Annotated in this window: 17 protein-coding genes; 7 read left to right on the forward strand and 10 right to left on the reverse strand. The window is 72.3% G+C overall.

Going from position 1 to position 21,935, the window contains the following annotated elements:
• Positions 1-16 precede the first annotated feature (16 nt).
• The 4 genes from ACI2L1_RS16850 to ACI2L1_RS16865 form a co-directional block, all read right to left on the reverse strand.
• Positions 17-4,735, reverse strand: coding sequence for a hypothetical protein (locus tag ACI2L1_RS16850; protein ID WP_404740085.1), 4,719 nt, complete (start codon positions 4,733-4,735; stop codon positions 17-19).
• Positions 4,736-4,772: 37 nt separating this feature from the next.
• Positions 4,773-5,651 (reverse strand): hypothetical protein, encoded by an 879-nt coding sequence (locus ACI2L1_RS16855; protein ID WP_404740086.1) that lies wholly within the window; start codon positions 5,649-5,651, stop codon positions 4,773-4,775.
• A gap of 121 nt (positions 5,652-5,772) precedes the next feature.
• On the reverse strand, positions 5,773-7,302 hold the full coding sequence (locus ACI2L1_RS16860; RefSeq protein WP_404740087.1) for a hypothetical protein: 1,530 nt from the start codon (positions 7,300-7,302) through the stop codon (positions 5,773-5,775).
• 162 nt (positions 7,303-7,464) lie between these two features.
• Positions 7,465-8,160 (reverse strand): GntR family transcriptional regulator, encoded by a 696-nt coding sequence (locus tag ACI2L1_RS16865; RefSeq protein ID WP_404740088.1) that lies wholly within the window; start codon positions 8,158-8,160, stop codon positions 7,465-7,467.
• A 131-nt stretch (positions 8,161-8,291) separates the two neighbouring features.
• Here ACI2L1_RS16865 and ACI2L1_RS16870 point away from each other — a divergent pair, with 131 nt between their 5' ends.
• From ACI2L1_RS16870 to ACI2L1_RS16890, 5 genes are read left to right on the forward strand one after another with little or no spacing between them, the layout of a single operon-like run.
• Entirely contained in the window at positions 8,292-9,587 is a 1,296-nt protein-coding gene (locus ACI2L1_RS16870; RefSeq protein WP_404740089.1) for an MFS transporter, read from the forward strand.
• Positions 9,588-9,616: 29 nt separating this feature from the next.
• Positions 9,617-10,432 carry a putative hydro-lyase gene (locus ACI2L1_RS16875; RefSeq protein WP_404740220.1) on the forward strand — a complete coding sequence of 272 codons (816 nt, stop codon included), beginning with the start codon at positions 9,617-9,619 and terminating at the stop codon, positions 10,430-10,432.
• A gap of 51 nt (positions 10,433-10,483) precedes the next feature.
• Positions 10,484-11,242: a LamB/YcsF family protein gene (locus tag ACI2L1_RS16880; protein WP_404740090.1), complete on the forward strand. Its 759-nt coding sequence runs from the start codon at positions 10,484-10,486 to the stop codon at positions 11,240-11,242.
• Positions 11,239-11,850, forward strand: coding sequence for a 5-oxoprolinase subunit PxpB (gene pxpB / locus ACI2L1_RS16885; RefSeq protein ID WP_404740091.1), 612 nt, complete (start codon positions 11,239-11,241; stop codon positions 11,848-11,850). Before ACI2L1_RS16880 ends, pxpB begins: the two co-directional genes overlap by 4 nt.
• Positions 11,847-12,716, forward strand: coding sequence for a biotin-dependent carboxyltransferase family protein (locus ACI2L1_RS16890; RefSeq protein WP_404740092.1), 870 nt, complete (start codon positions 11,847-11,849; stop codon positions 12,714-12,716). Before pxpB ends, ACI2L1_RS16890 begins: the two co-directional genes overlap by 4 nt.
• 62 nt (positions 12,717-12,778) lie before the next feature.
• Here the strand turns inward: ACI2L1_RS16890 and ACI2L1_RS16895 are convergent, their stop codons facing one another.
• The 5 genes from ACI2L1_RS16895 to ACI2L1_RS16915 form a co-directional block, all read right to left on the reverse strand.
• Positions 12,779-13,636 (reverse strand): SGNH/GDSL hydrolase family protein, encoded by an 858-nt coding sequence (locus ACI2L1_RS16895; RefSeq protein WP_404740093.1) that lies wholly within the window; start codon positions 13,634-13,636, stop codon positions 12,779-12,781.
• Between the two features lie 13 nt (positions 13,637-13,649).
• The gene (locus ACI2L1_RS16900; protein WP_404740094.1) at positions 13,650-14,813 is read right to left on the reverse strand and encodes a glycosyltransferase; all 1,164 of its coding nucleotides are present in this window, start codon (positions 14,811-14,813) and stop codon (positions 13,650-13,652) included.
• Positions 14,810-15,943: a glycosyltransferase family 4 protein gene (locus ACI2L1_RS16905; RefSeq protein WP_404740095.1), complete on the reverse strand. Its 1,134-nt coding sequence runs from the start codon at positions 15,941-15,943 to the stop codon at positions 14,810-14,812. Before ACI2L1_RS16905 ends, ACI2L1_RS16900 begins: the two co-directional genes overlap by 4 nt.
• 189 nt (positions 15,944-16,132) lie before the next feature.
• The gene (locus ACI2L1_RS16910) at positions 16,133-17,551 is read right to left on the reverse strand and encodes a HEAT repeat domain-containing protein (RefSeq protein WP_404740096.1); all 1,419 of its coding nucleotides are present in this window, start codon (positions 17,549-17,551) and stop codon (positions 16,133-16,135) included.
• Positions 17,552-17,851: 300 nt separating this feature from the next.
• A complete protein-coding gene (locus ACI2L1_RS16915; RefSeq protein ID WP_404740097.1) occupies positions 17,852-18,244 on the reverse strand; it encodes an ankyrin repeat domain-containing protein in 393 nt (130 codons plus the stop codon).
• Positions 18,245-18,460: 216 nt separating this feature from the next.
• Between ACI2L1_RS16915 and ACI2L1_RS16920 the strand changes: the two genes are divergently transcribed.
• Together ACI2L1_RS16920 and ACI2L1_RS16925 are read left to right on the forward strand one after the other, a co-directional pair.
• Positions 18,461-18,655, forward strand: coding sequence for a hypothetical protein (locus ACI2L1_RS16920; protein ID WP_404740098.1), 195 nt, complete (start codon positions 18,461-18,463; stop codon positions 18,653-18,655).
• 41 nt (positions 18,656-18,696) lie between these two features.
• Positions 18,697-20,274: a hypothetical protein gene (locus ACI2L1_RS16925; protein WP_404740099.1), complete on the forward strand. Its 1,578-nt coding sequence runs from the start codon at positions 18,697-18,699 to the stop codon at positions 20,272-20,274.
• An 83-nt stretch (positions 20,275-20,357) separates the two neighbouring features.
• Here the strand turns inward: ACI2L1_RS16925 and ACI2L1_RS16930 are convergent, their stop codons facing one another.
• Positions 20,358-21,857, reverse strand: a complete 1,500-nt coding sequence (locus tag ACI2L1_RS16930; RefSeq protein ID WP_404740100.1) for a PLP-dependent aminotransferase family protein — start codon at positions 21,855-21,857, stop codon at positions 20,358-20,360.
• Between the last annotated feature and the right edge of the window lie 78 nt (positions 21,858-21,935).

The raw sequence follows: 21,935 nt of genomic DNA on the forward strand, positions 1-21,935 counted from the left end.
AGGGTCGTCGCGGTCCTCAGGGCGCTGCAGGCGCCGGACGTTTGAACATTCGCGTCGCCGTGATCTCGCTGTGCACCGCGTCGCCCGTCCGGGGCTGCTCGGGCAGGCCTGGGCGGAGGTGTTCCTCCACCCTGATGTACTTCAGACCGGCCCTCAGGTCGGCGTCGTTCCGTAGGCGGATGACCAGAGGGAACTCCGCCAGCGCCGTCGTGTCGAACAGACCTGTCGTGTAGAGGAGTTGGACGCCGAGCGCGTCCGACACCGCCCGCTGGAGCTCCAGCAGATACGTCGCGTTGGCGCGGCCGATCGGGTTGTCCAGGAACAGCGTGCCGGCGTGCCGGTGCTTGTCCCTACCCCGGTCGTTGGATCGCAGGGCCGCCATCGTGCAGTACAGCGCGATGGCTGCCGTGAGCAGCTGACCGCCGGAGAACACATCGCCCATCTGTCCCACGGGCACCCGCTCGGCGCGCAGTACGGCGTCCGGCTTGAGGATCTCGACGGCCACTCCCTTGGGCTGGAGCGCGGCGCCGACTCCCCTCAGCAGCAGGGACATTCCGTCGCGCCGCAGGTCGGAGTTCTTCTTCACGGCAGCCCGGGTCGCCTCGTCGACGACCTCTCCGAGCCGCTCGGTGAGGATGGCCTGATCGGGCTCCTCGAAGCGGATCCGAAGGAACTCCTGCCCGGACCACTCCCCCAGCCCTTCGGGCAGCCGGGAGAGCCTCTGGGCGGACCTGAGCGTGGCGAGCGCGGACTCGACGAGCCCCCGCAGCCGGTCCACGATCGAGTCCCGGTTCCGCTCCAGCTGCGCCAACTCGTCGGTCAGTACACGGAGTCGGGGCGCGAAGGCGTCCGCCCACTTCTGCGCGTGCTCGGGCAGCGCGGACGCGGGCAGCTCGCGGATCTGCTGCCGGGCAGGGGTGCGGACCTGCTCGTAGCGCGTGGAGTTGGCGTGCCGGACGAGCACGTCGCTCGCCTCGCGCACGGCGGACTCCGCGGCCGAGAGGTCGGCGGCGCAGCCGCGCAGCGACCGGCGTGCCTCGGCGGCGGACTGCCGGGCCTCCTCGGTGCTGCCCGGGTAGGGCTCCGACTCGTCCTGCTCCTCGTCCGAGGCGTGCTCGCGCAGCAGGTCGCGGAGCATCGCGGCGATCTCGTCGAAGCCGCTCGCCGCGTCCTCGGCGGCCCGGTGGGAGCCGAGCAGTTCCGCGTGCGCCTCCCGGGCCTGCGTCAACGCCTCGGCGCGGGAGGCGAGTTCGGCGGTCGCCGTACGCAGCAGCGCCTGCGCGTGCTCGGCGTCGCGGGGCTCCAGCTCCTCCGGCAGTTCGGTGTGCGCCTCGCCGTCCTCGGGCGCGTGCCGCTCGGCCTCGCCGCGCAACCGCCCGAGCTGCTCGCTCGCGGTCGACATACGGGTCTCCAGAAGCTGCACCAGTTCCTCCGCGCGGGCGGCGGCGGCCTGCCGGGAGGGCCCGTCGGAGCCGGCGGTCGACTGCAGCAACTGCCCCGCGCGCGTGCGGACCTTGTTGCTCAGCCGGTCCAGCTCGGCCAGGGCGCCGCTCTCGTCGCTCTCCGCGCGGGCCTGCTCGGCCCGCAGGTCGGCGCCGACACCGACCTTCTCGTACAGCTGGGAGGCGGCCCGATAGGCCTCGCGGAGCGCGGGCAGGGACGCCTTGGAGGCATCCGGGTCACCGTCCGGTACGTCGTCGGGGGCGCCCGCGATCTCGGCGCGCTCGGCACGCAGCGCACGGGCGGTTCGGCGGGCGTCGTCGGCGGCACGCTGGGCACCGCGTCGGTCCTCGTCGGCGGCACGGGCGCGCTCCAGGCAGGTCTGGGCGCGGGCCTCCGACTCGGTGGCCTCGTCGGCCAGTTCGCGCAGCTTCACCTGCCAGCCGGCCCGCTCGCGCAGCCGGTAGGCGAGCCCGGCAAGGGCGTCGGCGGCACGGCGGGCCTTCTGGGCGGCCTCCTGCCGTTCGTCGCGCGTCTGGGCGGCCTCGGCGGCGGCTTCGTCGGCCTCGGCCCGGAGGGTGCGCGCCTCGGCCAGCTCGGCCTCCGACTCCTCGGCGAATGCGCGTGTGTCCCGGGCGGCCTGTGCCAGCTCGACGAGCCGGCCGGACGGACAGCCGGTGCGCCAGGAGGCGAGCCGGGCCGCGAGCTCGCGGTCCTTGCCGAGCCGGGCCGCGAGCGACCGGATCTCCTCGTCCCGCTCGCCGGCCCGCGCGCGCAGGGCCTGGCGCTCCTCGTCGGCGGCGTGCTCGTCGTGCATGGCCGGGTTCGGCGGTACGAGGAAGACATCGGCGCTCTGCGCATCGGTTGCCGGAGTCGGCGCCAGCAGCGCCGCAGCCGTACCGACGGCGACGGCGGAGCGCGGGAGCAGTGCCGCGTCGTTCAGTACCTCGCGGGCACGCGCGTGCGTGTCGGGGTCGGTGATGATCACGCCGTCGACCAGTTCGGGCCGGGCGGCGAGCACGCGGGCGTGGTCGGCAGGGTCGACGGCCTGCGCGAGATAGCGCCAGCCGGGCAGTGCCGGGATGCCGTTCTCGCCGAGGAACTCGACGGTGGCAAGCACGTCAGGGCCCGGCGGCAGCAGCCCGCCGTCACCGAGCGCACCGAGGATCCGCGAGTCGTCGGCGGCTGCCGTACGCAGCTCGAACAGCTGGCGTTCGGCGGATGAGACGGAGTCGTCGAGCAGCTCGCGCAGCTCGTCGGCGAAGCGGTCGAGGTCCTCGGGGGTGAGACCGCCGTCGGCGAAAGCCCCCGTGGAGCTGGGGTGCAGGTCGGTGCCACGCCCGGCACCGGCACCCTCGCGCCCGGCCAGACCGTCGTCCCTCGTGCCGTCGCCCCCCGCCTTCTTCCTACCGTCGGCCCCGGCCCGCGGCCCCGGTACTCCCCCGGAGACCCCGGTCAGGCTGAGCAGCTCCGCGAGCCGCTCCTCCCCCGCCAGCCCCTCGGCAAGTCGGCGCTCCGCATCGTAGGACCGCTCGGCGGCCGTGGCCGCGTCCTCCGCGCGGGCGGCGGTGAGCTCCGCGCGGGACTCGGCGGAGGCCGCCTCGCGCGCGTGTTCGCTCGCCCGGTGCGAGGCCTCGCGGGCGGTGTCCCAGGCGGCGACGGCCGTCTTCTCGGCGTCGCTCGCGGCGAGGGCCACGCGGGCGGGGTCGGCATCGGGCGCGCTGTCGTCGAGCCAGCCCACGCGGACGGCCTCGGCGGTCTCCTGTTCGACCTCGCTCAGACGCTGGCGCAGGTGTCCGACCTCGCTGCGGGCGCGCTGTGCCTCGGTGGCGGCCGAAGTGGAGTCCCGGTACGCGGACTCGCCGACCTCCTGGAGAGCGGCGGACCTCTCCTCCTCCTCGTTGGCGAGGGTCTCGGCGCTCTCGGCGGCCGTGTGCAGGGCCCGTACGAGATCGACGGCGGCCTTGGCCCGGGCGGCGAGCGCGGGGGCCGCGTCCCGCTCGGCCTCCTGGATGGCGGCGGCCACACGCGCGACCCGGTCGGCGGCGGCGCGGTGGCGCAGCACGGCCTCGGCGGCCTGCCAGGCGGAGTGCAGCGTGCGCGCGTCGGCGAGTTCGCGCTTCTGTGCGGCGGCCGACTTCTCGGCGGCGGCCAGCGCCAGGGAGGCGTGCCGGTAGGCGAGTTCGGCGGCGATCAGCGCGCTGCGCTCACGGCCGGCCTCGGCATGGGTGACGGCGTACGCGGCGGCGGTGACCCGCTGGGCCAGATCGGCGGCCCGAACCCGCTCCTGACCGCCCCGCGCGGACAGTCGCCGGGCCAGCGTCCGCGTACGGCGTTCCGCGCCGGTGTGGATGTCACGCGCGCGTGAGCGCGCTTCGGCGGCCTCGACGATCCGGCCCAGCAGATCCACCGACCCGGCGGTGAAGTCCCGTTCAGCGATGAGCTCGGCGCGTCGCCCCAGCTTGTTGCCGAAGCCGCCGACCAGGTCGGCGAGCCCGTCGGTGTCCCGCGTGTCGGTCACGGCCCGCAGCAGCAGGTCGGTGAAGTCGGAGTCCTTCTTCACCGCGAAGAGTCCGGCGGCCTCACCCTCGTCGGCGTTCATCTCCCGCTGGTAGCGGAAGAGTTCGGGGTCCAGGCCGAGGTCGCCCAGGTGCTCGATCCAGCGGTCATGGATCTCCTCCCAGTGCACCTCCAGATGCGGATACGCCTTGCCCGCCTCGGTGATGGCGTCCCGGAAGCCCTTCATGGTGCGGCGGCGGCCCTGCGCGGCCGACTGGCCCTCGACGGGCGGCCGGACGGCGGTGGACTCGGCGACGGGCAGGTTGTCGAGGCTGAGTCCCGGCCCGGGCCGGAACGAGTACCAGGCCTCGGCGAACTTCCGCGGGTCGTTGGAGACCTGGCGCCCGCGCCACTCGCTCACCTTGCCGACGACGACGCACTCACCGGTGAGGGTGTGCTGCCACTCCAGGGCCACGTGTCCGCAGTCGTCCGCCAGCAGGAACTTGCGCAGCACACCGGAGCTGGCGCCGCCGAGCGTGTTCCGGTGGCCGGGCAGCATCACCGAGAAGATCAGCTTGAGCAGGACGGACTTGCCGCCGCCGTTCTCCAGGAAGAGCACCCCGGCGGGCGCGGGCCGACGTGGCGGACCGACGGGCTCCTCCTCGAAGAACTCCGCCTGGGTGGGTGCGGGGTCGGGCACTTCCGCGCCGACGCCGCGCAGGTCAAGCACGGTGTCGGCGTAGCGCGCACCGGCAGGGCCGATGGAGTAGAGGCGGACCCGGGACAGCTCGTACATGGCGGACTCTCGTAAGTCTTCGGCAGGTCAGGGAAGTTCAGGAGTGGAACGGCAGCCCGGCTTCGGCCGCCAGCTCCAGATCGTCGCCGTCCTCGGCGGGCAGCAGGGTCGGCGTGCCGTCGGTGACCGGGACGACCCCCAGATCGAGGAGCTCGGCCATGGCGGCGCTGCCGGCCATGTCCCGTACCTGGAGCTGGTAACGAGCCGTGGTCCGGTAGGTGCCGCCGTTGTCGTCCCCCGTGCGCTGCAGGAACCCGGAGTCGGTGAGGAAGGCGGCGGCCTTCCCCACGATGCCGGTAGTGGACCCGGCGAGCCGGCGCGCGTCCTTGGTCGCCCCGGCCGCGCTGCGTCTCGCCCAGATCCGCCAGGCCGCCTCCAGACCCGGAGCGTCCGTGGCCGGATCGGTGTTCTCGCCGACCTCCTCGGCCCGCTCCTCAAGGCGTCGGCAGGCCTGTCGTACGAAAGCGTCGACGCCGTTGACCGAGACGCGCCCGATGTAACCGTCGTCGGCGAGGTCCTCGGGCCGCGGGAACGCCATGGCGGCGACTGCGAGATGGGCGAGGCCGTGCAGGAACCGGTCACCGCCGTCGGCTGACGTACGACGCGCGTAGTCCCCCATCCGTACCGCGAACACGGAGTCCTCGGCGGCCGTCACGGCCATCCCCGTGCGCGGGGACACTTCGAGCACGACCAGTCCGAGCCCGGCGGCGACGGCATCGGCGAGCCGCGCGAACGGCGGATCCTCCCGGTAGCGCCGCAACAACTCGGCGTACTCCTGGTCCCGCGCGGGCTGCAGCTTGGGCTGCAGCCCGAAGGCGACGAGCCGAGCGGCGTCGGCGGCGTCGGCGGGGGTGACGGCGGCGGGCGCCGACGGGGTCGGGACCTCCACGTCGCTCCACTCGACATGCTCACTCACGGCTGGGGCTCCTTGTCACGCTCTTGCTCACTCATGCTGCTTGCGTCCGGTCCGACCTCACTCATGCCGCCTCCGACCGGCCCGACCTCACTCATGCCGCCTCCGACCGGCCCGACCTCACTCATGCCGCCTCCGTCCGGTCCGCCGCCATCCCCACGGCGTCCAGCAGGGCTGTGCCCACGATCAAGTCCGCACCACCGAAGTCCGGATCGTCCAGTTCCGTCCCGTCGTCCACCGCGAAGAGCAGCTTCTCCTCGCCCTGGCGGTACGCCGTGCCGACCGCGGGGCTGGCTGCATACACCGCCAACAGGGCCACCAGATAGGCCAGATCGAAGCCGCCGGTCCGGCGGGCCTCCGCCAGCAGTCCCGAGAGTCGTCGCGGCGCGTCCGCCGGCAGATCCAGCAGTTCCTTCGCGGCCGCCAACTGCTCCTCGCTGAATCGGCTGTCGTCCGGTGTGGCGATGAGGTCCGGCTCCGGCATCTCCGCGCCCAGATGCTCCCGTTCCATGGGCGGCGTCAGAAGTATGTCGACGAGATCGCCCACCCGCACCGACACCGGTGTGCGCAGCCCGGTACCGCGCGCGAAGAACGCGTCGGTGACCCGGGTGGCCTGTTCCAACGGCAGCGGAAGGACCGGCGCGACGAGATGGCCGTACAGGTCAATCCCCGATGTGGTCATCGGTGTGGCGAAGGCCTGCCTGTCTTGCTCGGCGCGGAACAGCGGCCCCGCCTCCAGGAGTCGGGACTGGAGCTGGGTGTGGCGTCGGATGCAGTCCTTGACGATGTCGACCAGTTCGGCGGCCCGCCGCTTCTGCTCGGGGTCCTCGGACTCGTCGCGCGCCTTGCGGATGTTCGTGAGGATCGCGTTCTCGTGGCGGTACCGGTCGGCGACGTGGTCGAGGGCCTCGGCGATCATGTCCGGTACGGAGTTGAGCCAGTCGACGGCCCGGACATTGCGCCGGGTCGCGTCCAGAGCCCTGCGCAGGGTCTCGGAGTACTGCACCGTCCGGTACCGGGCCTGCTCGGCGGCGAGCTGGGCGTCCGCGAGGCGGCCACGACTGATCAGCACCTCCAGCTTGACCTCGGCGGCGATCTGGGCGCTGGTGACATCGGTGTCCAGGGCACCGACGAGGACGTTGACCGCCTCGTCGGTCGTGCGGAGATAAACCGAGCCGCCGGGGCCGGGAACCTCTTCGATCAGCTTGAAGTCGTAGTCGCGCCGGACATAGGTACCGTCCGGGTCGAAAGTGCCGTAGACCGCCCGAAATCCCCGGTCGACGCTGCCGACATTGATCAGGTTCTCCAGGACCCAGCGGGCCACCCGCTCATGCTCGGCGACGGGCCGCTGCGGGGCCTGGGCGGCGATGCGCGGGATGAGGCGGGCGACGATCTGGTCGTGGTCGGCGCCGGTGTCGAAGTCCATGTTCAGGGTGACCAGGTCGATGGCGGAGAGGGCCACTTCCGCCATGCCGTACACCGAGTATTCGCCCGCGAGGTTCGCCTTGCGGGTGTCGAGGTCGTGCAGCGGCGCGGTGCATGCGAGCGCGCGAAGTCGCCGCGCCAGTCCCTCGTCGGCGGCCGGGCCCGGTGCGGGGCGCGGCCCCGCGCTGAACTGGGGCGGAACGCTGTCCGTCGTCGCAGGCGAAGTCACGGTGCACAGACTAGGTCCTCGGTCTGACAACTCCCCAAACGACGCGGATCGCCTCCGGCGGCTGGACGGGCGACTACCGGTGGTTCGTCGGGTGCCGGCCGGTGGGGGCTTGTCGGGCCCACGCGGCGGAGCCGCATATCGGATACAGCCCCGCGCCCCTGGCTAGATCTCTTCGCCCACCCTTCGCCTGTACACCTCGACCACGCGCTCCAGGGAGTCGGCGAGGTACACGGCGAGCAGCTTTTCGGCCTCGGCCTTGTCCCCGGACTGCAGGGCCCCGAGAATCTGCTGGTTTCGCGCCAGATACGGCTCGTGCAGCCGACGAGGGTCGTCCACCACGTGGAAGGCCAGGCGGAGTTCGGCGAAGACGCTGCGCATCAGTTCGTCGGTGCGGTCGCTGCCCGCGAGGGCGACGAGTTCCCGGTGGAAGTGGATGTTGGCCGTGCCCAGCGTTTTCCAGTCACCTTCGCGCACCGCCCGCTGCCCCTCCGCGACCGCCTCCGCGAGCGAGTCCAGGGCGTACGGCGGTTCCCCAAGACTCCGCACGACGGCGCACTCGACGAGCGCGCGCGTGCGGTAGATGTCCTCGACGTCCTCGACGGCCAGGACGCGCACGAAGACGCCCCGGTTCAGCTCGTGGACGAGCAGGCGTTCGTGGGTGAGCAGCCGGAACGCCTCGCGGAGCGTGTTGCGGGAGACCCCGAGCGCGCCTCCGATGCTGTCCTCCGACAGCCGGGTGCCGGGCGGGAAGTAGCCCTCGGCGATGCGGCTTCTGAGGATGTCCGAGACCCGCTCGGCCGTGCTGGTGCGACCCAGGAGGGCGCGGTCGTCGGCCAGTCCGCTCAACTGCTCTGCCATGCCCGGAATTCAACCGCAGACACGAGAACGAAACAACAGGGGTATTGAAGGATCGTTGAACGATCCTCTACCTTGCTGGAACACCGCACGGCTCAGCTCCGCACCCTCCGTCCTCCCACTGCGAGGTGCCCATGAGCACGACCCCGCCGCAACAGGCCCTGACCGCCGACCCCACAGCGACCGAACGCCCCGCCGAAGACGGGGCGTTGGGCTGGTTCCGAGCGCTCGGCCCGCGCGGCCGCCACGCCTTCGCCGGCGCATTCGGCGGCTACGCCCTCGATTCCTACGACTACTTCACGCTCCCGCTGAGCATGGTCGCGCTGGCCGCGTACTTCGGCCTTGACAGCGGCCAGACCGGTCTCTTCACCACCGTCACCCTGCTGGCCTCCGGCATCGGCGGAGCCCTCGCGGGGGTGCTGGCCGACCGGGCCGGCCGGGTCCGAGCGCTGATGATCACGGTGATCACCTACGCGGTCTTCACCGTGGCCTGCGGCTTCGCGCCCAACTTCGAGTCCTTGCTGGTCTTCCGCGCTCTCCAAGGTCTCGGGTTCGGCGGCGAGTGGGCGGTCGGCGCGATCCTGGTCGCCGAGTACGCGAGCTCGAAGCACCGGGGCCGCACCCTGGGCGCGATCCAGAGCTCGTGGGCCGTGGGCTGGGCCATGGCAGCGATCATGTACACGTTGGTCTTCTCGGTCTTCGACGACGGCACGGCCTGGCGCGTGATGTTCTGGACCGGCGCGCTGCCCGCGCTGCTCGTCGTCTGGATGCGGCGCCGGGTCCAGGACGCCCCCGAGGCGGTCGCGGCCCGTGAGAAGAGGGCCGGGAAGGGCTCCTTCACGGCGATCTTCAAACCGGACCTGCTGCGTACGACGATCTTCGCGGGTCTGCTGTCCACCGGTGTCCAGGGCGGCTACTACACGCTCGCCACCTGGGTGCCGACCTACCTGAAGAGCGACCGGGGCCTGTCGGTCGTCGGCACCGGCGGCTATCTGACGTTCCTGATCTCCGGCGCCTTCCTCGGCTATCTGACCGGCGGCTACCTCACCGACCGCCTGGGCCGCCGACGCAACATCTGGCTCTTCGCCCTGCTCTCGGCCGTCTGCATCGTGGCGTACGGCAACATCCCGGACGGCGCCAACACCCTGCTCCTGGTGCTCGGTTTCCCCCTCGGGTTCTGCATGTCCGCGATCTTCAGCGGCTTCGGGTCCTATCTGAGTGAGCTGTACCCGACGGCGGTACGCGGCTCCGGACAGGGCTTCACCTACAACGCGGGCCGCGCGGTCGGCGCGGTCTTCCCGACCACCGTCGGCTTCCTGGCCGACAGTTGGGGCACGGGCGGCGCGCTGGTCTTCGGTGCCATCGGCTACGGCCTCGCCGCACTGGCCCTCCTCGGACTGCCGGAGACGCGTGGAAAGGAACTCGCGTGAACCGTACGGAAGACCGCGCCCCGAACCTCATGACCGAGGACCCTCCCCTGACCCTCGTCGACGAGCACGCGCACGCGTGGAGCCCCGCTCAGGCCCGCACCCGCTTCCGCGCGGGTCTGACGGGCCCCACCGCCGGGGTCGCGGCCGGCCACACCCAGGCCAACCTGATCTCGGTGCCCGCCGACTGGGCGTACGACATGCTGCTGTTCTGCCAGCGCAACCCCAAGCCCTGCCCGGTGCTCGACGTCACGGACGCCGGGGACTGGACCACCGTCCTCGCGGACGGCGCCGATCTGCGCACCGATCTGCCCCGCTACCGGGTGTGGGAGGACGGCGAGCTGGTGGACGAGCCGAGGGACGTGCGCACCCACTGGCGCGACGACCTGGTGTCGTTCCTGATCGGCTGCAGTTTCACCTTCGAGTGGGCACTTTCGGAGGCAGGCGTCCCGATCCGGCACATTCAGCAGGGCCGGAACGTTCCGATGTACGTGACCAGTCGACAGTGCCGTTCCGCGGGCCGGCTGCACGGCCCGATGGTCGTGTCCATGCGCCCGGTGCCGCCGCAGTATCTGGCGGCCGCCCTGAGGGAGAGCAGTCTGCTCCCGGCAGTGCACGGCAGCCCCGTGCACTGCGGCGATCCCTCGGGGCTCGGCATCGACGACCTCGGCCGTCCCGACTTCGGCGAGCCGGTGGACATCGAGCCGGACGACATCCCGGTGTTCTGGGCCTGCGGAGTGACGCCTCAGGCGGCGGTGATGGCGTCCCGGCCGCCGTTCGCCATCACCCACGCACCGGGCCAGATGTTCCTGACGGACGCCCGCGACGAGCAGTACCGAGTGGCCTGACCGCCCTGGACCGGGTGGCCTGAAACCCCTGGAAGGAGACATGAGACGTCCATGACCTCGATCGATCTGAACGCCGACCTCGGCGAGGGCTTCGGCCGCTGGCGACTGACCGACGACGAACAATTGCTGTCCGTCGTCACCAGCGCCAACGTGGCCTGCGGGTTCCACGCCGGGGACGCGGCCACCATGCGGCGGGTGTGCGAACTGGCGGCCGCGCGCGGGGTACGGATCGGCGCCCAGGTCTCCTACCGGGACCTGGCCGGGTTCGGGCGGCGCGCGATGGACGTGCCGTCCGCCGAGCTGACGGCCGAGGTGGCCTACCAGATCGGCGCCCTGGAGGTCTTCGCCCGCGCGGCGGGCACACGCGTGTCGTACGTCAAACCGCACGGCGCGCTCTACAACCGGGTCGTGCACGACGAGGAACAGGCCGCCGCGGTCATCGACGGCGTGCTCCTCGCGGACACCGAACTGCCCGTCCTCGGCCTGCCCGGTTCGCGTCTCCTGGAGGCGGCCGGGAAGGCCGGCCTGCCCGGTGTCACGGAGGCCTTCGCGGACCGCGCCTACACCGAGGAGGGCACGCTGGTGCCGCGCGGCCAGGAGGGCGCGGTGGTCACCGAGCCCGAGTCGGTTGTCGAGCGCTCCGTGGGCCTGGCCCGGGACCGCACGGTCATCACCCGCTCGGGCGCCCGCATCGAGGTCGACGCGCGCTCGCTCTGCGTGCACGGCGACACTCCGGGCGCGGTGAACCTGGCCCGCCGGGTCCGGGAGCGCCTGGAGTCGTCGGGCGTCCGAGTGGAGGCCTTCGTATGAGGGCCCTGCCGGTCGGGGACGCCGCCCTGCTCGTCGAGGTCTCCTCGGGCGACGAGGCCCAGGCCCTGCACGCCGAACTGGTGCGCCGCCGCGCGGAGGGCTCGCTGACGGTCCGCGAGATCGTGCCCGCGGCCCGCACGGTCCTCCTCGACGGCCTCGCCGAACCGGCGCGCCTGGCCTCGGAACTCACCGCCGCCGAGGTACCGCCCGCTGCTCCCCGCGCGCGTGAGGCGATCGAGCTCCGGGTGCGCTACGACGGTCCCGACCTGGCCGACGTGGCGGCGCACTGGGGCGTCTCCCCGTCAGAAGTGGCCCGCATCCACGCCGACACCGAATTCACCGTCGCCTTCTGCGGGTTCGCCCCCGGCTTCGGCTATCTCACCGGCCTGCCCGCTCGCTACGACGTCCCGCGCCGGGCCACCCCGCGCACGGCGGTCCCAGCGGGTTCGGTGGCGCTCGCGGGCCCGTACACGGGCGTGTACCCGCGCTCGTCGCCGGGCGGCTGGCAGCTCATCGGCACCACGGACGCCGTGCTCTGGGACCACGCGCGCGTGCCGGCCGCACTGCTGTCACCGGGAACCCGGGTACGTTTCGTGGAGTCGGTATGACGGACCGCGCTCTCTCCGTCGTACGCTCCGGAGCCCTCACCACCGTCCAGGACCGGGGCCGGCCTGGCCATGCCCACCTCGGCGTACCCCGTTCGGGCGCCCTCGACGGCCCCGCGGCGGCCCTCGCCAACCGCCTGGTCGGCAACGGCCCCGAGGCGGCCGTCCTGGAGACCACCCTCAACGGCTGTGCGGTACGCCCCCGTTCGACGGTGACCGTGGCCGTGACCGGCGCCCCCTGCCCGGTGACGGTCGACGGCCGGCCGGCAGCCTGGAGCGCACCTGTACGCGTACCGGCAGGGGCTCTGCTGAACATCGGCACGGCCCTCTCAGGGGTACGCAGCTATGTGGCCGTCTCCGGAGGCGTCACCGTGGAGCCGGTCCTGGGCAGCCGCTCCACGGACCTCCTGTCGGGCCTGGGCCCGGCCCCGCTCACGGACGGCGCGGTACTCCCTTTGGGCACCCCCACAGCGCTCCACATATGCGTGGACACAGCACCGCAGCCGGCGCCCCCCGCAGAACTCGTCCTACGCGTCACCCTGGGCCCACGAGACGACTGGTTCACGCCAGAAGCGGTACGTTTCTTCACGTCCCGCACGTTCCAGGTCTCCTCAGCGAGCAACCGCATCGGCCTGCGCACGGAAGGGCCGGCGCTGGAGCGGTCCCTGGTGGGCGAACTCCCCAGCGAGGGAATGGTCCTGGGCGCGGTCCAGGTCCCACCCGACGGCAGACCGGTGGTCTTCCTCGCCGACCACCCGACCACCGGCGGCTACCCGGTGATCGGAGTGGTCCGCGAGACAGACCTCCCGGCAGCAGCTCAGGCGGAACCGGGAACTCCGGTGCGCTTCACGGAGGTACGCGGGCGATAACCCACCCAGGGGCGCGGGGAACTGCGCGACCAGCCACCTACGGCCGGCACCCGACAACGCACTCATGCCGCCTCAGCCTGCTGCTCCTGCGACGCCACCGAAAGCGCGGCCAACGCCATGGACACCGCATGCGCAGCCCGCAGATCAAGCCGCCCGCTGGTCCCTCGCGCACGATGTCGCATCTCGTCCACGGCCAACGTCACCAACTGCGGCAGCAGATCGGTACACCGCCGCACCACCCACCCGGTCCCCGCCGTGGCCAGCCACCACAGACTCGCCGACTTCGTGGGCACAGGAAACTCCGGCTCGGCCGAGGGCACGACCCCCGTCGCCACGCCCCGCTCCACCAGCACCTGATGGAACCGCACCGCCAACTGCCGGTGCCCCCGCTCGCTGGGATGCAGCCGGTCCGAGCTCCACATCGCGCGCTCGGCGGTCCAACCCCCCTCGGCGGCATGCAGATGCACCGCCCCGTACCGCTCGGACAGCGCGTGCACCACGGTGTTCACAGCCCGCTGCCGCCGAGCCAGCGGACGCGCCAACGCGCCGGGCAGGCCTAGCATCGTGCCCGGGTCGGGCAGACACGCCGTGAGCAGCACCGCACCCTGCTCGCGGAAGGCGGCGTAGATCCTGTCGAGCCGTGCGGCCACGGCGTGGATGTCGAAGGTGCAGCGCAGGGTGTCGTTGACGCCGACGACCACGGAGACGACATCCGGCCGCAGGGCGAGCCCCGCCGGCAACTGTCGCTCCAGCACGTCCCGCGTCTGCGCCCCGCTCACCGCGAGGTTGGTGAAGTCCACGTCCCCTTGGGAGAGCCCGTCGGCGAGCAGCGCGGCCCAGCCCCGCCACCCCTCTCCGACGGGGTCCCCCACGCCCTCGGTGAGCGAGTCACCGAGGGCGACGAAGCGCAGGCCTCTCATGACGCGGCCCCGCTCATGCCACACCTCCGGGCACGGAGCGCCGTACGAAGACGTCCGCGTCGTGCGCCGCGAGGAAGGCCCGGACCGCCGTGTCCCAGCCGAAGCACTCCGCACGCGCGCGTGCGATCTCGCGGCGCTCCGCCTCGGAGCGTTCCAGCAGCATGTCCACGGCGTCCGCGAAGGCCTCCCCGCGATCCGCGGCGACGGCCCCGGCCGATCCGATGACCTCCGGCAGCGCGGAGGAGGCGCTCACCACGACCGGAGTGCCGCACGCCATGGCCTCCAGCGCGGCGAGCCCGAAGGTCTCGGCGGGCCCGGGGGCCAGACACACGTCGGCGGAGGCCTGGAGCGCGCCGAGCAGCCCGCGGTCGGAGACGTGCCCGAGGAAGGTGACCGGGAGCCCGCGCTCCCGCGCCCGCTGTTCGAGACGCGGCCGCAGCGGCCCGTCCCCGGCCACCACGAGCACCGCCCGCCGACCCCGGCGTACCAGGGACTCCAGAGCGTCCAGGGCCGTGCTCGGCCGCTTCTCCACGGACAGCCGGGTGCAGGTGACGAGGAGTGTCTCGTCCTCGCGCGCGTACCGGTCCCTCAGGCCCGCGTCGCGCAGTGCCGGACGCCGCTCCACCAGATCGACGCCCAGCGGGGCCCGTACGACATTGCGCGCCCCGATCCGCACGAACTCCCGCTCGGCGAACTCCGTGGTGCACACCACGCGCGCGTACGTGTGTGCCGTACGGACGTTGAGGGCGTCGGCGGCACGCCTTGCCGCAGACTCCGACAGGCCCCAGGTGCGGAGCACGCCGTCGGCGGTCTCGTGGGAGACCATCACGGCGGGGACGCGGGCGCGGCGGGCCCACTTGCCGGTCCACCTGAGGGTCGTACGGTCGGAGACCTCCAGGCGGTCGGGGGCGAGTTCCTCAAGGAGCCGGGCCACCCGCCGCTTGTCGGCGAGGACGCGGTAGCCGCCGGTGCCAGGCAGCAGCGGGCCGGGCAGGGTGATGATCCGTCCCTGCTCGGTCTGCCGGTCGCTCGCGCGGTCGCCGGGGACGATGAGCACGGACTCGTGCCCGGCGGCCTGGTAGCCCTTGCCGAGCTCGCGCAGGGCGGTGCGCAGCCCGCCCGAGGCGGGGGCGACGAAGTTGGCGAGGCGGACGATCCGCAGCGACTGTCCGGTCATGCCGCCACCGCCGTCTTCCGGCCCGCGAGCACGGCGCCGTAGTGGCCGATCAACTGGTCGCCGACGGCCGCCCAGGTGCGTCCCTCGACCATGGCCCGCGCGGCGGCGCCGAACGAGGTACGCATCTCGGGGTCGGCGGCGAGGGACCATACGGCGTCCCGTACGGCGGCCGAGTCGCGCGGCGGGACGAGGAACCCGGTGCGCCCGTGGGCGACCAGGTCCAGCGGGCCGCCGGCGGCGGGCGCGACGACGGGCACACCGCTGGCCATGGCCTCCTGCACGGTCTGGCAGAAGGTCTCGAAGGGGCCGGTGTGCGCGAAGACGTCGAAGGAGGCGAAGATCCGGGCCAGTTCGTCGCCCATGCGACGGCCCAGGAAGACCGCGCCGGGCAACGCCTGCTCAAGATTGGGCTGACTCGGCCCGTCACCGACCACGACGACCTTGACACCCTCCAGGCGGCACGCGTCGGCCAGCAGTTCGATGTGCTTCTCGGGGGCGAGCCGCCCGACATAGCCGACGATCATCTCGCCGTTCGGGGCGAGTTGCCGGCGCAGCGCCTCGTCGCGCAGGTCGGGGCGGAAGCGAACGGTGTCGACGCCTCGCGGCCACAGCTTGACCCGGGGCACACCGTGCGCCTCCAGGTCCTGCAGGGACGCGCTGGAGGGGGCGAGGGTGAGGTCGGCGGCGGCGTGGACGGAGCGGATGCGGCGCCAGGCGGCCGCCTCGCCCGCGTGCACATAGGTGCGGGCGTATCCGGCGAGGTCGGTCTGGTAGACGGCCACGGCGGGGACACCGAGCCGGGCGGCCGCGGCCATGCCGCGGACGCCGAGGACGAAGGGGCTGGCCAGGTGGACGACGTCGGCACGGTGCTCGACGATCGCCGCGGCCACACGCCTGCTGGGCAGGGCAACGCGGACCTGGGGGTAGCCCGGGAGCGGGAGGGAGGGGACACGGACGACGGGGCACGGCGCGAGGGCATCCACGCCGGGCTCGGGGCCGGACGCGGTGGCCGGCGCGACAACGAGCGGAAGGTGACCGCGATCTACGAGGTGCCGGGCGGTCTGGAACGCGCAGTGGGCCACGCCGTTCACATCGGGGGGAAAGGATTCGGTCACTATGACGACACGCATACCGGTGTTGTCGCCGTACTGGACGTGGCCGCGTCAACGTGGATCTATGCGAACGATGAACGTCCCGTGAGCGTTCCGCTGCGCACCCGAGCAGGTCAGGCTGTGTCCATGCCGACCTGACCCGTGGGTCACCCCGAGTTCACCCGGCGGGCGTGACGGTGCCCGACAGGTTCACATCCGAGGCCGGTTTCACATGGCTGCCGTGTCCGGTCCGATGCGGCTGCGGACCACGGTCTGCACCTCGGCCTCCTCGGCCGGATCGGCGGCGAGCCTGCGCAGTCGTTCCACGACCCGGGCGTCACCGGTCTCGGCGTGCCGGGCGGCGATCTCGCGGGTGGTCTCCTCGCAGTCCCACAGGCACTCGACGGCGAATCCGCTGGCGAAGGATGGATCGGTGGCGGCGAGCGCGTGGGCGGCGCGGCCGCGGAGATGGGAGGAAGCCGTCTCCCGGTAGATATGGCGCAGCACGGGTGCGGCACAGGCGATTCCGAGCCGTCCGGTGCCGTCGACGAGGGTCCACAGGGTGGGCGCGTCGGGGCCCTCACCCCGTACGGCCTCCCTGAGGGCCGCTAGAACCAGGTCCCGGTCCTGGGCTCCGCCCAGGCAGGCGAGAATCCGTCCGGCGGCCGCACCCAGCGGATCGGGCCGGCGGGCCCAGCCGCGGGCCCGGTCGACGGCGGCGATACTGCGCATACGTTCGAACGCGTCGAGCGCGGCCTCCGCGACGGCTGCCGAGCCGGTGGCGACGGCCAGCTCGATCAGATCGAAGGCTTCGGGATCATTACTGTCGGCGAGATAGCGCAGGGCGGTGCAGCGGGCTCCGTCGGTGCCGTCCTTGGCGGCCGCGAGGATCTCGGGCCGGTCCTCGGGTCCCGCGACGGCGGACAGGCAGCGGGCGGCGGGCACATGCAGTGCCGCCCCCCGTTCGACGCCCTGCTGGGCCCACTCGAAGACGGCCTGCACACTCCACCCCGGGCGGGGCCCGGCAGGGCGCATCTGGCGTTGCCAGCGGTCGAAACAGCCGGTCTCCTGAGCGGCACGCACACGCGTGGAGACCGATTCGCGGGGGTCGTCGGCCCACAACCGCCATGGCCTCGGTTCGAAGGCGTCACGGACGGCGGCGGCCAGTTCGGCCTCGCCCTCGGGATCGGTCGCGAAACGCGCGAGCACGGGCGCCGCGAGGGCACGCAGACCGGCGTCGTCGTCGCGCAACGCCAGTTCGTCCAGCGCCCAGGCCCAGTTGGAGCCCGACGCGGCGTACCTGCGGAGCAGTTCGAGCGCGTCGCGCCTGCCGTAGGAGGCGAGGTGGCCGAGGACGGCGAGGGCGAGGCCCGTGCGTGACTCCTCGGTGTCGAAGACGTCGTCCACCTCGAAGAGGTGCGCCTCGATCTCGTCCAGCTCGCCGTTGAGGTCGAGGTAGAGACGGGCGTAGTACAGGGAGCGGTTCTCCACCTGCCAGTCGTGACGGGGATCGCGCAGCACGCAGTGGTTCAGCGCCGCGAGCGCCTCGGCGCGCGGGGCGGTGAGCGCGTGCAGCGTGCCGTCGCCGCGCCCCCGCTGGAGCAGGCCGAGCAGCGTACCGCTGGGCGCTATGACCGGATCGAACATGGGAAACAGCCTCACATCAAGCGTCGACGCAACCGGGGACGTGCATTACCTGGCCGCGTGACAACACGTCGGGGCGCCCGCCGTTTCCTGCTTGCTGTAAGCCATCTTCCTCTGCCTCTCGTCGGTGGCCCATGCGGACCGTGTCACGGTCCGCGCGGTGCGGCATCACCTGCCCGGCCATCACGTCCGTGAACCACGACGTCATGATGACTCGGCACTTCCATCTGCCGCGACCGAAATTTCGGCGGCCCCGTACCGCCTCCCCCGTTTTCCGTGTTTTAGCTGGTCAGAACATACGGCTCAGTGTGCGCCGAACAGGTCGAGCAGTTCCGCCCTGCCGAACATCCGGGCCGTGTCGACGGCCGAGGGGGTGCCCTCGGCCGGGTCGGCGCCGCCCTCCAGCAGAGCCTTGATGACGCCCTCGGAGCCCTTGAAGACAGCCCCGGCGAGCGGTGTCTGGCCCCGGTCGTTGACTCCGCCCGCAGCCGCCCCACGGGCCACCAGTGCGCGCACCGCGTCCGCGTGGCCGTGGTAGGCGGCCAGCATCACGAGGGAGTCCCCGCGGTCGTTGGTGAGGCCTGCCGGAACGCCCGCGTCGACGTACGCCACGAGTGCCTCGGTCTGTCCCTGCCGGGCCAGATCGAAGATCTTGGTCGCCAGCTCCACGACCTCCGGGTCGGGGGCTTCAGTCATCGGCCGGACCGCCTCTCATACAACCGTTCAGGTGAATCGCAAGGGTACTGGCTCGCACGGCACATGACCCGAAGCGCCGGAGGCGGGATCACCCCGACTCTGCCAACCAAGTGAAATCTTAACGATTTCACCTGTTTGCACCTTTTGTCGTATGGATACATGCTGTGATCCTGGAAGTACTCATGGTGACTGTCCCCACGAACCAGGAGCACGCACATGATTCTCTCCATCTCGGGTGTCGTACTGCTCGGCATCGTCGTCTTCATCTTCTTCCGCAAGGACGGGCTCAAGGCCTCGCACGCCCTGATCTCGGCGTTGTTCGGCTTCTACCTGGCCAGCACGGCCCTCGCCCCGAGCATCAAGGCCGGCGGCGAAAGCCTGGCGAGCCTCCTCGGCGGCATCAAGTTCTGACGCCGCCCCTCCCGTTCCGTACGCACCTTCAGGAGACAGCCGTGGTCCGCCGCCCCCTCCCCCGCATCCTGAGCACAGGCAGCGCGCAGATCGCCCGGAGCCGGGAGCTGGTCCGGACGGCGGCCGACAGCGCCACCGACGTTCTCCACCCGTTGATCACGATCACCCGGGGCTTCGGCCGCCTGGCCGCGGCCGCGCGGCGCAGGTGGGCCGAAACCCCCAAGGACAGGCGCGGGCCACTGCTCTTCCTGGTGGCCTCGGTGGTCCTGGTCGTGGCGCTCGTTCCGTACGGCCCACTGCTCGCCGTCATCTCCGTGATGGCGGCGTCAGCGTGGCAGGGCCGGGACCGCAGGCCGCCGGAACCGGAAGGACCCGACGAGTCGCAGACACAGCGCCTGAGGTCGCTGTACGACGCCCTCGTCCCGTACTTCTCGGCGGCCGAGGACCCGGACCCTCTGTACACACACGGCGGCGAGTGGGAGAAGGTCTTCCCCGCGTACGACTTCGACGGCACCGACCGCATCACCCACCTGCTGATCCGCTACCCGGCGTACTTCACCGACGGCGAGGCCGAGTCCCGGGCCCGCATCGAGCAGCTGCTGCACGCCAAGTCGGGCCGCGGCCGTGAGTACCACTTCGGCTGGGACGAGGAGGGCAACCAGCTCACGGTCACGGTCCTCGCCCCGCTGCCCACCGACATCACCGCTCAGCGCTTCGTCACCGCCCCGGGCGAGACGGTGCTCGGCTTCACCGACCCCATCCAGGTCCTGCGCACGCTGCCGCTCGGCTACGGCGACGAGCGGCGCGACGTCCCGCCGGTCGTCTGGCGCACCGGCATCCGCTCGACCGAGCCGCACCTCCTGGTCATGGGCCAGCCGGGCAGCGGCACCTCGACACTGCTGCGCTCGATCGCGCTCCAGGCCCTGCAGTACGGCGATGTCGTCATCGTCGACGGTGGTGGCACCGGCGAGTACGCCTGCCTGACCGGGCGGGACGGGGTCCTCGCGGTCGAGTGCGGACTGGCGGGGGCACTGGCCAGCTTGGAGTGGGCGGCGGCCGAGACGGAGCGTCGACTCATCGCGACCAACCTTGCCCGTCAGGCCGGCGAGCCGCCGCCGGACGAAACCAAGCGCCCGCTGTGGATCCTCCTCGACCGTCCGAGCGCCTTCACCCACCTGGCCGCCGCGGACGGCCGCAAGGATCCGCAGTCCCTGCTCCAGGTCCCGCTGCGGCACGGTCGGGCGGCGAATGTCACGGTGGTGGTGGCCGATCAGTTCGAGAGCGCGGAAGCGTTGAGCGATCCGGTACGGCAGCACACGCGCGCGCGGGTCGTGCTCGGGCCTGCGACGCCGGACCAGTTGGAAGCGGTCCTGGGAGCGCCTCCGCACACGACACCGGTCGCGCACGTGCCGCCCGGCCGCGGGTACGCCCGCCTCGGAGTGGGACCGGTGCACCGGATTCAGGTTCCGGCCACTCCGGATCCGTACGACGACGCGACGAGTGAGACGGACCGGCAGGCGGTGCTGGGGTTGTTGCCGGCTCGGACCACCCCTGCGGATGCGGAGGCGGTCCCCTCGGAGGCGGTCCCCTCGGACGCGGTGGTCGCGGAAGCGCCGTAGCAGTTACGGCCGGTTGTGCGAGTACGGGTGCGTGATGGCTTGTCGCACAGTTCCCCGCACCCCTACGCCCCTGTAGGAACGCCTCACGCAACGAAGGTACGGGGGGCCTCCCCGCCGCCGGACCCACCGCTCTCCACGATCCGCGCCGCCGCGGCCAGCCGTGCCGCAGCCTCCTCGGCCACCGCGCCGCCCACCGTGAACGGCAGGCGCACATAGCCCTCGAAAGCCCCGTCGACCCCGAACCGCGGCCCCGACGGCACCCGCACCCCGACCCGCTCCCCCGCCTCCGCCAGCCGCGATCCGGACAACCCACCGGACCGCACCCACAAGGTCAGCCCACCCTTCGGCACCTCGAACTCCCACGTCGGCAGTTCCTTGCGCAGAGCCGTCACCAGCGCGTCCCGGTTGTCCCGAGCCTGGACCCGCCGCAGCTCCACGGCCTGCGCCCACCCCCCGGTGCTGAACAGCCAGTTCACGGCCAACTGCTCCAGCACAGGGGTTCCGAGGTCGGCGTAGGCCCGCGCGGCGACGAGGCTGCGGATCACATCCGGCGCCGCGCGTACCCATCCGATCCGCATCCCCGCCCAGAACGCCTTGCTGGCGGAGCCGACGGTGACCACGGTGGAGCCGGCAGGGTCGAAGGCGCACACCGGCCGCGGCATCGAGACGTCCTCGTCCAGCCACAGCTCGGTCATCGTCTCGTCGGCCACCAGCACGGTCCCCGCGGACCGCGCCGCCTCCACCAGGCGTCGCCGCTGGTCCTCGTCGGCGAGCGCACCCGTCGGGTTGTGGAAGTCGGCGACGACGTAGGCGATCCGGGGCGCCGCGTCCCGCAGCACCTGCCGCCAGCGGTCCATGTCCCAGCCGGTCAGTCCCTCCGCCATGGCCACCGGAACCAGCCGGGCGCCCGCCTCCCGCATCAGCTGCAGGATGTTCGCGTAGGAGGGGGACTCGACCGCGATGCGCTCGCCCCGGCCGCCGAACAGATGGCAGATCGCGTCGATCGCGCCCATGGCCCCCGTCGTGACCATGATCTGCTCGGGCATCGTCGGGATCCCGGACGCGGTGTACCTCTCGGCGATCATCGCCCGTAGGGCCGGGAGACCCGCCGGGTAGTCGCCGTGGGTGTGCGCGTAGGGCGGCAGCTCCTCCAGAGCGCCCTGTACCGCGCGCGTCAGCCAGGGTTCGGGGGCGGGCAGTGCGGCGCAGCCCAGGTCGATCATCGAGCCGAGGGCTTCAGGCGGAAGCGGTTCGAGGCCGCGCGCGGGGACCGGGTTGCCGGCCGGTACGGCCGTCCAGCTGCCCGCGCCGCGCCGGGACTCCAGGAATCCCTCGGCACGCAGGGCCTCGTAGGCCGCCGCTACGGTCGTACGGCTGACGGACAGGGAGAGGGCCAGCTCGCGTTCCGCGGGCAGCCTCGCGGCGACCGGAACGCGGCCCTCCAGCACCAGCAGGCGGATGCCGTCTGCGAGCGCGCGGTAGGCCGGGGGGCGGCGGGTGCCGGGGCCCGCCGGGCGGTCCTGCTGGGAGCTGAGCAGCCGGGCGAGCTGTGCGGCCCCCATCGCCGAGGTCCACTGCGCCACTGAAATCAGTCCACCTTCCCCGAATTGGCCATGGATGGCATCCCATCCCAAGCCACAGGGTGTCATGTGCCAGGCCAC

It is taken from the genome of Streptomyces sp. NPDC019531 (assembly GCF_044903305.1).
Classification (GTDB): Bacteria; Actinomycetota; Actinomycetes; order Streptomycetales; family Streptomycetaceae; genus Streptomyces.